The organism is Micromonospora sp. CNZ303 (genome assembly GCF_004345505.1).
Genome location: NZ_SLVT01000007.1, coordinates 300086 through 312363, shown reverse-complemented (window position 1 = coordinate 312363; position 12278 = coordinate 300086). Strand labels below are relative to the sequence as shown.

General features: G+C 75.3%; 9 protein-coding genes. 7 read left to right on the top strand and 2 right to left on the bottom strand.

The window, feature by feature from the left end; genetic code table 11:
- Window positions 1-492 precede the first annotated feature (492 nt).
- The 6 genes from EV374_RS14565 (at window position 493) to EV374_RS14540 (ending at window position 9568) form a co-directional block, all read left to right on the top strand.
- Complete coding sequence (locus EV374_RS14565; RefSeq protein ID WP_132235540.1) at window positions 493-2652, top strand: sigma-70 family RNA polymerase sigma factor; 2160 nt, start codon at window positions 493-495, stop codon at window positions 2650-2652.
- Window positions 2653-2749: 97 nt separating this feature from the next.
- Window positions 2750-3664 carry a fructosamine kinase family protein gene (locus EV374_RS14560; RefSeq protein WP_132235538.1) on the top strand — a complete coding sequence of 305 codons (915 nt, stop codon included), beginning with the start codon at window positions 2750-2752 and terminating at the stop codon, window positions 3662-3664.
- Window positions 3661-4674 carry a GTP 3',8-cyclase MoaA gene (gene moaA, locus EV374_RS14555; protein WP_132235536.1) on the top strand — a complete coding sequence of 338 codons (1014 nt, stop codon included), beginning with the start codon at window positions 3661-3663 and terminating at the stop codon, window positions 4672-4674. Before EV374_RS14560 ends, moaA begins: the two co-directional genes overlap by 4 nt.
- A 107-nt stretch (window positions 4675-4781) precedes the next feature.
- On the top strand, window positions 4782-5015 hold the full coding sequence (locus tag EV374_RS14550; RefSeq protein ID WP_132235589.1) for a MoaD/ThiS family protein: 234 nt from the start codon (window positions 4782-4784) through the stop codon (window positions 5013-5015).
- 13 nt (window positions 5016-5028) lie between these two features.
- On the top strand, window positions 5029-6273 hold the full coding sequence (locus EV374_RS14545; protein WP_132235534.1) for a metallophosphoesterase: 1245 nt from the start codon (window positions 5029-5031) through the stop codon (window positions 6271-6273).
- Between the two features lie 100 nt (window positions 6274-6373).
- Window positions 6374-9568, top strand: a complete 3195-nt coding sequence (locus EV374_RS14540; protein ID WP_132235532.1) for a UvrD-helicase domain-containing protein — start codon at window positions 6374-6376, stop codon at window positions 9566-9568.
- 57 nt (window positions 9569-9625) lie between these two features.
- On the opposite strand, the gene EV374_RS14535 is transcribed toward EV374_RS14540, so the two are convergent.
- Entirely contained in the window at window positions 9626-10339 is a 714-nt protein-coding gene (locus EV374_RS14535; protein WP_486485749.1) for a hypothetical protein, read from the bottom strand.
- A gap of 9 nt (window positions 10340-10348) precedes the next feature.
- Window positions 10349-11377 (bottom strand): EamA family transporter, encoded by a 1029-nt coding sequence (locus EV374_RS14530; RefSeq protein WP_207914187.1) that lies wholly within the window; start codon window positions 11375-11377, stop codon window positions 10349-10351.
- 80 nt (window positions 11378-11457) lie between these two features.
- Between EV374_RS14530 and EV374_RS14525 the strand changes: the two genes are divergently transcribed.
- Window positions 11458-12066, top strand: a complete 609-nt coding sequence (locus tag EV374_RS14525) for an LppU/SCO3897 family protein (protein WP_132235530.1) — start codon at window positions 11458-11460, stop codon at window positions 12064-12066.
- Window positions 12067-12278: the final 212 nt, after the last annotated feature.

Here is a 12278-nt window from a genome sequence, read left to right as displayed (position 1 = left end):
CGCCGCCTGAGCCGGAACACTGGCAACCGCCACAGCGGCCGGCGCCACGACGGCCAACACCGCCAACGGCACCACACGCCGCCACAGGCGACGGACGGCGGTGGTCGCCGGTGCCGGATGTTCGTCGGGGGGATGGGTGGTCAGTCGCATTGACTTCCTTCCTGGGTACGGGTGGTGGTGGTGCGTGGTGGCCCGCCTGGCATCCGGCTGCCCGGGGCCGGATGCCAGGCGGGTCGGCGTCGGCCCGCTCTGGTTCCGTAGACGACGGCAGGGTCACGTCGACAACGGAAATTCAGAACTTTGTTTGGATCGCCTACTTACTTGGACAGTGACGGGCGACGATCTTTACAGGGGCATTTCGGTGTGCGAGCATGCCGTGAGCTGCGTCGTTGACCGCTGCCAGACCGGCGGAAGGACGCCGGTCCGGGCGGCGGGAGGCACGCGCCGATCCGGTCGGTCCGCCCACCCGCGACGTGAGGAGGGACCGCCACCGTGACCGGCAGCGACGTCCACGCGCCGGCCCACGACGCGGAACCGGACCCGGGGACGCGCGACCCGTCCCACCCGGACGTGCCCGCCCTGGTCGCCGCCGCCCGCGCGGGTGAGGAGGCGGCGCTCACCGAACTGGTCTCCGCGCACCTCCCGCTCGTCTACGGGATCGTCGGGCGGGCGCTCAACGGGCACGCCGACGTGGACGACCTGGTCCAGGAGACGATGGTCCGGGTCATCCGGGGCCTGCCGGACCTGCGGGAGCCGGAGCGGTTCCGCGCCTGGCTGGTGTCCATCGCGTACCGGCAGGTGCAGTTCCACCTGCGCGGTCAGGCGCGGACCCGGCGCCGCGAGCAGGAGACCGACGCGGACCTGCCCGACCCCGGCGGCGACCTGGCCGAACGGACCGTGGCCGAGCTGATCCTCAGCGAGCAGCGCCGGGAACTGGCCGAGGCCACCGGCTGGCTGGACGACGACGACCGGCGGCTGCTGCGGTGGTGGTGGCGGGAGGCGATCGGCGAGCTGACGCGCGCCGAGCTGGCCGACGCGCTGTCGGTCAGCCCGAAGCACGCGGCGGTACGGCTGGGCCGGATGCGGACGCGCCTGGACGAGAGCCGGCTGATCGTCCGCGCGCTGCGCGCGACACCCCGCTGCCCGGAGCTGGCCGCGCTGCTCCGCGGCTGGGACGGCACCGCCGGACCGTTGTGGCGCAAGCGCCTGAGCCGGCACGGCCGGGGCTGCCCGCGGTGCGGATCGCACGGGCACGTGCTGCTGGCGCCGGAGCGGCTGCTGCCGGGCATGACGACGTTCCCGGTCGCCGCCGGGCTCGTGGCGGGAGTCCCGGCGGCCCCGGTCGCCGGGACGTTCTGGGCCATGGTCCAGGGCTTCTTCGCCAACAAGGTCGTGGCGGGCGCCACGGTCGCGACGGTCGCGGCCGGCGGCATCGGCTACGCCGTGCTCCAGGCCCCCGACCCGGGCGGCGTCCCCGCCCCGGCCGGCCCCACGGTGGCCGCGCAACCCTCCGGGCCCACGGGTGTGCCCACCGCCGCCGGGCCGACCCGCCCCGCCGCCCCGGCGGCGGGGGCCGAGATCCACGTCGCACCGGGCGGCTCGGACGCCGGCACCGGCAGCGCCGACCGCCCGTACGCCACGCTGGGCCGGGCCGTCGCGGCGGTACGCCCGGGTCAGACCATCGTGCTGCGCGGCGGGACCCACCGGCTCACCGAGCCCCTGGTCATCACCACCAGCGGCACCGCGCAGAGACGCATCACCATCAGCGGCCACCGCGACGAGCGGGCGGTGGTCGACGCGAGCCGGGTGCCCGCCGGCGAGTGGGCGATCACGCAGCGGGCGAGCTACTGGACCGTACGCGGGCTGGAGATCAGGAACGCGCCCGACCACGCGTACGTCTGCGTCTCCTGCCGCCACACCGTCTTCTCCCGGCTGTCGGTCCACGACAACGGGGGCATCGGCCTGCTGCTGCGCGACCCGGGCACGGTGGGCAACCAGGTGCTGGACAGCGACTTCCACGCCAACCACGACACCTCGGACGCGGGCGGCACGGCGGACGGGCTGGCGTTCAAGTACGGCTCGGGCGCCGGCAACCTCGTACGCGGCTGCCGGATGTACCACAACTCGGGCGACGGGCTGGACCTCAGCGAGTTCACGGACCCGGTCAGCGTCGAACGGTCCTGGGCGTACGGCAACGGGGTCGACCGGTGGGACATCCCCGGCTTCACCGAGGGCGGCGGCAACGGCTTCAAGCTCGGCGGCGGTGACCCCGCTCCCGAGGTGCGCCACCGGGTGACCCGGAGCGCGGCCTGGGACAACGCCGGCTACGGGTTCACCGAGGCGGCCAACCACGGGCAGCTGCGGATCACGAACAGCACGGCCTACCGCAACGGCAAGGCCGGGTTCGCGTTCGTCGGCTCGCCGTCGGTGCTGCGGCACAACCTGGCCCTGGCCAACCGCGACGAGACGTGGCTCGGCGGGACGGTCGACGACGAGGACAACTCGTGGAACCAGCGCGACTGGGCGACGACCACCCTGCGCAGCGGCGACCCGTCCTCGGCCGAGGGGCCACGGGGTGCCGGGGGCGCGCTGCCGGAGACCACGTTCCTGCTGAACCGCCGCGATCCGGCGATGGGCGCCGACATGCGGTGACGGCGCTGCCACCCGACCAGGCGCAGCCGGCGGGGCGAGCCGCCGACACCGTGCGGCCGGCACCCGTACGGCCGGCGGGAGGGGTTACCTTGCGCAGATGGATCTGGCGTACCTGCGGGCGCACCCGGAGCACCTGCCGACCTTCCTGACCCACCAGCGGATCCGGGAGACGCCGGTCGCCGGCGGCGACATCTGTGCCGCGTCCCGGCTGACGCTGGACGACGGGCACTCGGTGTTCGCCAAGACCTGGCCGGAGGCCGCCGCAAGGCCCGCGCCGGAGGGCTTCTTCGCCGCCGAGGCGGCCGGCCTGCGCTGGCTGCGCGAGGCCGGGACGCTCGCCGTACCGGAGGTGGTGGTGGCGCTGCCCGGGCTGCTGGCACTGGAGTGGATCGAGCCCGGCGAGCCGACGCCCGAGGTGGCCGAGCGGTTCGGCCGGGAGCTGGCCGGGCTGCACCGGGCCGGGGCGTCGGCCTTCGGGGCCGGGTGGAACGGCTTCATCGGGGCCTTGCCGGCGGACAACACGCCCGATGACGGCCCCTGGTCGGGTTGGTTCGCGCGGGCCCGGCTCGTCCCGTACCTCCGGATGTCGGTCGACGGCGGCGCGCTCACCGGCGCCGAGGCCGGCCTGGTCGAGCAGGTCGTCGAGCGGATCGGCGAGTTCGGCGGTGACGAGCCGCCGGCCCGGATCCACGGGGACCTCTGGCCGGGCAACGTGCTCTGGGGCGCGGACGACCGGGTCTGGCTGGTCGACCCGGCGGCGCACGGCGGGCACCGGGAGACCGACCTGGCGCAGTTGGCTCTCTTCGGCGGCGCGCCGCACCTGGACCGGATCCTCGCCGCGTACGCGCAGGAGTGGCCGTTGGCCGACGGCTGGCGGGAGCGGGTGCCGCTGCACCAGCTCCACCTGATGCTGGTGCACACCGCACTGTTCGGCGCGGCGTACCGGGATGCGGTCGCCCGTACCGCCCGGTCGGCCCTGGCCGGGCTCGGGCGCGCTACCGTCGACGGGTGACCGCCGCCCCGCCGACCGACGGCGCCCTCGCCGACCGGTACGGCCGCGTCGCCCGGGACCTGCGGGTCTCCCTCACCGACAAGTGCAACCTGCGCTGCACCTACTGCATGCCGGCCGAAGGGCTGGCCTGGCTGCCCAACCCGCAACTGCTCGGCGACGACGAGATCGTCCGGCTGGTCGGGGTCGCGGTGCGCCTGCTCGGCGTGACCGAGGTCCGGTTCACCGGCGGGGAGCCGCTGATCCGGCCCGGCCTGGCCGACATCGTGGCCGCCGTGGCGGTGCTGGAGCCGCGCCCCCGCATCTCGCTCACCACCAACGGAATCGGGCTGGACCGGCTCGCCCCCGGGCTGCGCGCCGCCGGGCTGGACCGGGTGAACGTGTCGTTGGACACGCTGGATCCGGAGCGGTTCACCCGGCTGACCCGGCGCCCGCGCCTGGCGGACGTACTGGCCGGGCTGGCCGGGGCCGCCGACGCCGGGCTCACCCCCGTGAAGATCAATTCGGTGCTGATGCGGGGAGTCAACGACGACGAGGCGCCCCGGCTGCTCCGCTTCGCCCTCGACCACGGCTACGAGCTGCGGTTCATCGAGCAGATGCCGCTGGACGCCCAGCACGGCTGGGACCGGCGGACCATGGTCACCGCCGACGGGATCCTGGCCGCCCTGCGCGGAGAGTTCGACCTGGCCCCCGACCCGGCGGAGCGCGGCGCGGCACCGGCCGAGACCTGGCTGGTCGACGGCGGCCCCGCCCGGGTCGGCGTGATCGCCAGCGTCACCCGGCCGTTCTGCGGCGACTGCGACCGCACCCGGCTGACCGCCGACGGGCAGGTGCGCGCCTGCCTCTTCGCCACCGAGGAGTCCGACCTGCGCGGCGCGCTTCGGGCCGGGGCGGACGACGACGAGCTGGCCCGTCGCTGGCGGGCCGCGATGTGGGGCAAGCGGGCCGGGCACGGCATCGACGACCCGGCCTTCCTCCAGCCCGCCCGGCCGATGTCCGCGATCGGAGGCTGACCGTGGCAGAACCGAAGCGCCCGGCTGCCCCCGGGCCACCAGCCCAGGCACGCCCGGCTGACACCGGGTCGCCCGCCCAGGCCGCCGGCGCCGGGGCGCCGGTCACCGTGCGCTACTTCGCCGGGGCGCGGGCCGCCGCCGGCCGGACCGAGGAGACCGCATCCGCCGGGCGGTCCCTGGACGAACTCGTCGTGGAGCTGACCGCCCGGCACGGTGAGCGGCTCGCCGTCGTCCTGAAGGCGGCGAGTTTCCTGGTCGACGGCGTGACCTGTCATGATCGGCAGGCACCGTTACCTGCCGGGGCCACGATCGACGTCCTGCCGCCCTTCGCCGGCGGCTGAGGGAGGCGCACACATGCTGGCGGCACTGGCGTTCGTCGCCACCATCGCGCTGGTCACCGGTCTGATCCACCTCTACCTGTGGAAGCGCCTGGTGCGGGACACCACCGCCCCGGGCCGGTGGCGGCGGATCGGCGGGATCACCGCCCTGGTGCTCGCGCTGCTCGTACCGGCGACCATGGCCGGCACCCAGGCGGGCCTCTACTGGCTCGCGTGGCCGGGCTACCTCTGGCTCGCCGTCATGTTCTACCTGCTGGTCCTGCTCGTGGCGCTGGAAGTGCCGATGGCGGTGGCGAAGCTCGTGCTGCGTCGCCGGGTCGCCGCCGCGGAGCCCACCGCCGCCGCGCCCGAGCCCGCCATGGTCGGCGCGGCCGGGCCGGCGGACCCGCCGGCCGCCGACGCCGTCGCGCAGCCCGACCACGACCCTTCCCGCCGGTTGCTGCTCGCCCGCGGGACGGCGATCTTCGCCGGGCTCACCGCCACCGGCCTCACCGGGTACGGCATCCGCACCGCCCTCGGCCCGCCGCAGCTCGACCGGGTGCAGATCCCGCTGGCCAAGCTCCCCCGCAGCATGGACGGCCTGCGGATCGCCACCGTCTCCGACATCCATCTCGGTCCGCTGCGCGGACGGGCGCACACCGAACGGATCGTCGCCGCCATCAACCGCCTGGACGCCGACATCGTCGCCGTCGTCGGCGACCTGGTCGACGGCTCGGTGGCCGAGCTGGGCGAGGCCGCCGAACCGCTGCGCGGCCTGCGCTCCCGGCACGGCAGCTACTTCGTCACCGGCAACCACGAGTACTACTCCGGTGTCGAGGAGTGGGTGCAGGAGCTGGACCGGCTCGGCCTGCGGGTCATGCAGAACGAACGGACGGAGATCCAGGCCCGGGGCGGCGTGCTCGACCTGGCCGGGGTGAACGACGTCACCGCCGCCGGCACCGGTCTGGCGGCCCCGGCGGACTACGCGGCGGCGCTCGGCGACCGCGACCCGAACCGCCCTGTGGTGCTGCTCGCCCACCAGCCGGTCGCGGCGACGGAGGCGGCGAAGTTCGGCGTCGACCTCCAGCTCTCCGGGCACACCCACGGCGGCCAGATGGTCCCGTTCAACCTGCTGGTGAAGCTCCAGCAGCCGGTGGTCTCCGGCCTCGGCGAGGTCGACGGCACCAAGGTCTACGTCACCAACGGCGCCGGCTTCTGGGGCCCGCCGGTCCGCGTCGGCGCCGAACCGCAGATCACCCTGGTGGAGCTGCGCTCCCGCTGACCCATAGCGCGGGCGGCCGGCGTTGTCCAGCACCGGATGCTCAGGTCACGGGTGTGCGTGGCGACGGGTGGGTAATGGCGCGGGCGTGACAGGATGCGGCGTGCCTCCGTTCAGTCCCGCACCCCCCGGCGGCGTCCCGCCGTTCGTCGCGGATCTGCACATCCACTCGAAGTACTCGCGCGCGTGCAGCCGCGACCTCACCCTGCCCAACCTCGGCTGGTGGGCGCGGCGCAAGGGCATCGGGGTGCTCGGCACCGGCGACTTCACCCACCCCGCCTGGTACGACCACCTGCGCGAGACGCTGCACCCGGCCGAGCCCGGCCTGCACCGGCTCAGCCCGGAGGCGGAGCGGGACATCGCCCGCCGGCTGCCGCCCCGGCTGGCGAGCGAGGCGGAGGCGGACCCGGTCCGGTTCATGCTCAGCGTGGAGATCTCCACGATCTACAAGCGGGACGACCGCACCCGCAAGGTGCACCACCTGATCTACCTGCCCGACCTGGACGCGGTGGCCCGGTTCAACGCGGCGCTCGGGCGGATCGGCAACCTCGGCTCGGACGGCCGGCCGATCCTGGGCCTGGACTCCCGGGACCTGCTGGAGATCACCCTGGAGGCCAGCGCCGACGGCTACCTCGTGCCGGCGCACATCTGGACCCCGTGGTTCTCCGCGCTGGGCTCCAAGTCGGGCTTCGACGCGATCGCCGACTGCTATGCCGACCTGGCCGAGCACATCTTCGCCGTCGAGACCGGCCTCTCCTCCGACCCCGACATGAACTGGCGCGTCGGCAGCCTGGACGGCTACCGGTTGGTGTCGAACTCCGACGCGCACTCCCCGCCGGCGCTGGCCCGGGAGGCCACCGTCTTCGCCACCGCCCGCGACTACTTCGCCATCCGGGACGCCCTGCGTACCGGTGACGGGCTCGCCGGGACCATCGAGTTCTTCCCCGAGGAGGGCAAGTACCACGCGGACGGGCACCGGCTCTGCGGGGTCAACTTGTCGCCCGAGGAGACCCGGGCCGCCGACGGCCGCTGCCCGGAGTGCGGCAAGCCGCTGACCGTGGGCGTACTCAGCCGGATCGAGGAGCTGGCCGACCGGCCGTCGGGGCACCGGCCCGCGCACGCCCCCGACGTCACCCACCTGGTGCCGCTGGCCGAGATCCTCGGCGAGCTCAACAAGGTGGGTGCCCGGTCCAAGCGGGTCGAGGGGAAGCTCAACGAGCTGATCGCCGCCCTCGGCCCGGAGCTGGAGATCCTCACCAGCACGCCGCTCGACGAGATCGGCCGGGTCGGCGGGGAACTGCTCGCCGAGGGCATCGGCCGGCTACGCCGGGGCGACGTGCGCCGGGTCCCCGGCTACGACGGCGAGTACGGCGTCATCACCCTCTTCGACCCGGCCGAGCTGGGCGGCAACGCCGGCGGGGCCCAGGAGACGCTCTTCGACGTACCCGTGCCGGCGCAGCGCACCCCCGCGGAGCCGGCGCCGAAGCCCCGGGCCAGGCGCCCGGCGGCGGCCAAGCCCGAACCGAAGCGCAAGGCCGCGCCGGCCGCGCCGCCGCCCCCGATCGCGCCGACGCCCTCGCCGCACGAGCCGTTCGAGCCGATGCTCGCCGGCATGGAGGAGGTCGGCACCGGCCTGCTGGACCGCCTGGACGCCATGCAGCGGGTGGCCGCCTCCGCGCCGGGCGGGCCGCTGCTCATCGTCGCCGGGCCGGGCACCGGCAAGACCCGGACGCTGACCCACCGGATCGCCTACCTCTGCGCGGAGCTGAACGTCTTCCCGGAGCAGTGCCTGGCGATCACGTTCACCCGGCGGGCCGCCGAGGAGCTGCGGCACCGCCTCGACGGTCTGCTCGGGCCGGTCGCCGAGGACGTCACCGTCGGCACCTTCCACTCGCTGGGCCTGACGATCCTGCGGGAGAACGCCGACGCCGCCGGCCTGCCGACGGACTTCCGGATCGCCGACGACACCCAACGGGCGGAGGCCCGCGCCGAGGCCGGCGACGACGAGGCCGGCTACGCGGCGCTGCTGCGCAAGCAGGACCTGGTGGACCTGGACGAGCTGCTGACCCTGCCGGTCGCGCTGCTGCGGGCCGACAAGAAGCTGGTACGGCACTACCGGGAGCGCTGGCGCTGGATCTTCGTCGACGAGTACCAGGACGTCGACGAGGTGCAGTACGAGTTGCTGCGCCTGCTCAGCCCCGCCGACGGCAACCTCTGCGCGATCGGCGACCCGGACCAGGCGATCTACTCCTTCCGGGGTGCCGACGTCGGCTACTTCCTGCGCTTCTCGCAGGACTTCACCGACGCCCGGCTGGTCCGGCTGAACCGCAACTACCGGTCCTCCGCGCCCATCCTGGCCGCCGCCGTGCAGGCCATCGCGCCGTCGTCGCTGGTCCGTGGCCGCCGGCTCGACCCGGCCCGGCTCGACCCGGAGGCCCCGCTGGTGGGTCGCTACCCGGCAGCCTCCGTCGCCGACGAGGCCGACTTCGTCGTACGCACCATCGACGAGCTGGTCGGCGGCCTCTCCCACCGGTCGCTGGACTCGGGGCGGATCGACGGCCGGGCCACCTCGCTGTCCTTCTCCGACATCGCGGTGCTCTACCGCACCGACGCGCAGGCCGCACCGATCGTGGACGCCCTCGCCCGGGCGAACATCCCGGTGCAGAAGCGCTCGCACGACCGGCTGCGGGACCGGCCCGGGGTGTCCGCCATCGCCCGCGAACTGCGCCACGCCGACGGGCTCGACGGCTCGCTGGCCGCCCGGGTCCGGCTGGCCGGTCAGGTGCTGGCGGAGCGCTTCGCGGTGCCCACGCTGGACGGCTCCGGCGCGGTACGCCCGGAGGACGTCCGCTCGGCCGTCGACCTGCTCACCCCGCTGGCCCGCCGCTGCGGCGACGACCTGCCGCTGTTCCTCTCCCAGCTCGCCACCGGCGCGGAGGTGGACGCGCTCGACCCGCGCGCCGAGGCGGTCACCCTGCTCACCCTGCACGCCGCCAAGGGGCTGGAGTTCCCGGTGGTCTTCCTGGTCGGCGCCGAGGACGGGCTGCTCCCCCTGCGCTGGCCCGGCAGCACCCCCGACGACGACGCGATCGCCGAGGAACGGCGGCTCTTCTTCGTCGGGCTGACCCGCGCCCAGGACCGGCTGTACGTGACCCACGCGGCGCGCCGCAGCCGGCACGGCACGGAACGCGAGTGCGCCCCGTCGCCGTTCCTCGACGTCATCGACCCGGGCCTCTTCGAGCGCTTCGGCGAGGCCGAACCCCGCCGCCCCCGCGACCGCCAGCTCCGCCTGATCTGAGCCACCCCGTCGGGCCGGCTGTGGGTCCTTCCGGCCGCGGGTGATTGGCTCAGGCGGTCAGGGCGGCCAGCCAGGCGCCGGTGAGCAGGGCCGGGCCCAGCGGGAGCGGGGTATCGCGACGCACCCTGCCGGCCACCAGCAGGACGAGCACCAGCACGCCGTGCAGCAGGTGCGGCAGGAGCAGTCCGAGCGCCAGGGACGACCCGCCGAGCCAGCCGAGCGGCAGGCCAGGACAGCGGCGAGCTTCACGTCGCCGAAGCCCAGCCGGGAGCCCGGCAGCACCGCCAGCACCACGTGGCAGGCGAAGCAGAGCACCGCCCCCGCCGCCGCGCCGAGCAGCCGCCCGGGGCTACCGGCCGTCGCCGCCGCGCCGGTCAGCCCGACGGCGGCGACCAGCGCGGCGGCACCGACCAGCGGGTCGGGCAGCCGCAGGCAGGCCAGGTCGACCAGCGCGAGCACCAGCCCGACGGCGGCCAGCACGAGGAGGACCGGCAGGACCGGATCCGCCCCCAGGGCCGCCGCGAGCCCGGCGAACGCGACCGCACCCGCCGCCGCGCCCCACCCGGCGGACGGCACCGCCCCGGCGACGCGCGGCGGGAGCGGGGCGGCCTCGGCGGCGCGCGGCGTGGACCCGGCGGCCCGCAGGACGTCCGGGGCGATGCCGGCGACGCGCGGCGGGAACGGGGCGGTGAAGTGGTGGGCGACCCGGGGTGCGGCGAGGCCGGTCAGGGCGCCGAGCAGCGCCACGCATGCCAGCAGCCCGGTCGACACGGGCGGACGCTACCGGCGCGACGGCTCCGGCGCGGCCCCCCGGACGGGACGTCGCGGTCTCTCGGTGCTCACCACGAGGGCCACCCCGGCGACGATGACCGCGCCGCCGAGCACCACCCGCGCGGTGACCGGCTCGGCGGCGAACAACGCGCCGAGCGCCACCGCGACCACCGGGTTGACGTAGGCGTACGTGGCGGCCAGCGAGATCGGGGCGTGGTGCAGCAGCCAGACGTACGCGGTGAAGGCGACCAGCGAGCCGGCCACCATCAGGTACGCGAGCGCGAGCCACGACCGGGTGGTCACCGCGCCCGGGTCGAAGCCGCGCAGCTCGCCACGGCCCACCGAGAGGAGGGCCAGCGCCGCCGCCCCGGCGAACATCTCGTAGACGGTGGCGACGAACGGATCGGCGGGCATCCGGATCCGCCCGGAGAGGAAGGAGCCGATCGACCAGCAGGTGGCCGCCGCGACCACGGTCAGCGCCCCGGTGAGCGGCACGGCGTCCGCCCCGCCGGTCGGCAGCACCAGCAGCACCAGGCCGACGAAGCCCAGCGTCACCCCCGCCAGCGTCCACGACCGGGGCCGGTCGCCGGTGACCGTACGCAGCAGCACCACCAGCAGCGGAACGGTCGCCACCAGCAGGGCGGCGACCCCGGACGGCACCGCCACCCCCACCGGGCCGGACTCGGCGAGCACCACCAGCCCGTTGCCACAGGCCAGCAGGAGGACCCCGACCAGCGCGGCCGAGGCGAGCTGTCGCCGGTCCACCCGCAGCGCGCCCCGCCCCCGCAGCGCCCGCAGCACGATCGCCAGCACCAGGCCGGCGGCGGCGAACCGGGCGGCCGCCGAGCCGAGCGGCGGCATGGACTCCACCACGATCTTGATGCCCAGGTAGGTGGAGCCCCACAGGACGTAGACCAGCAGCAGTGCGGTCCAGAGCAGGGCCGGCGCTGCGGCAGCCGTACGACCCGCCCCGGCGGCCGGGCCGGTCCGGGTACCTGCGTCGACGGGCGGCTGCGCACTCGGTGGAGGTGGGCTCATCGGTGGACACGCTACGGTGACGTCGGCGTCGGCGTCCCCGGTTGGTGGCCGGCCTCTCACCACTCGCACGGGAGGCGTGCATGGCGAACTACGGAGCACCGGGTCGCGGGAACCCGGACCCGTGGCACGGGCGGCACCCCGACGAGTCGTACGGTCCGTCGGCCGGCTCTGCGGGGCAGGAGCCCTGGGCGGACGCGTACGGCCCGACCCCGCCACCGCGACGCCGGCGCGGGCGGGTGGCCCCGGTCGTCGCGGTGCTGGCCACGGTGACGTTGCTGGTGCTGGTCGGCGGGGCCGCCGTGCTCTACCTGCTCGACCAGAACGACAAAGAGCCCGTCCCCACGCCGAGCGGGCCCGCGCCCGCGGCCCGGACCGACCCGCCGGAATCCCCGGCGACCGCGACGGCCGCCGCGCCGGGCACACCCGCCCCCGAGCCGTCCACCGATCCGCGCTTCGTCAAGGCCGGCCAGTGCGTCCGCAACGACGGGCCGGCCGGCGGCAAGCCCAAGCTGCTGATCAGCGACTGTGCGCCGCAGACGTACGAGGTGCTGCGCCGGATCGACGGGGCGACCAGCGGTGAGAAGGACGCCGCAGCGAAGTGCGCCAAGGTTGACGGCTACACCAACTGGTACTTCTTCGACAGCGAGCTGGACACCCTCGACTTCGTGCTCTGCCTGAAGCAGCGCTGAGCCACCGCACCCCTGAGGAAGAGATGACGACCTACGGATCACCCGCACAGCCGGAGGACCCCTACCAGCGCCCGCCCGGCACCCCGGGCGGCCCGCCCCCCATCGACCCGACCCTGCCGGAGTGGGGGCAGCCGCCGGCCGCCGCGCAGTGGGGCCAGCCGCAGCCCGGCGGCGAACCGGAGTGGGGCCAGCCGCCGTACGGGGGTGAAGCG

Coding starts and splice junctions, on each gene's coding strand:
- EV374_RS14560 (WP_132235538.1), top strand. CDS start 2,750: ATGGATCTGGCGTACCTGCGGGCGCACCCGGAGCACCTGCCGACCTTC.
- EV374_RS14545 (WP_132235534.1), top strand. CDS start 5,029: ATGCTGGCGGCACTGGCGTTCGTCGCCACCATCGCGCTGGTCACCGGT.
- EV374_RS14530 (WP_207914187.1), bottom strand. CDS start 11,377: ATGAGCCCACCTCCACCGAGTGCGCAGCCGCCCGTCGACGCAGGTACC.
- EV374_RS14525 (WP_132235530.1), top strand. CDS start 11,458: ATGGCGAACTACGGAGCACCGGGTCGCGGGAACCCGGACCCGTGGCAC.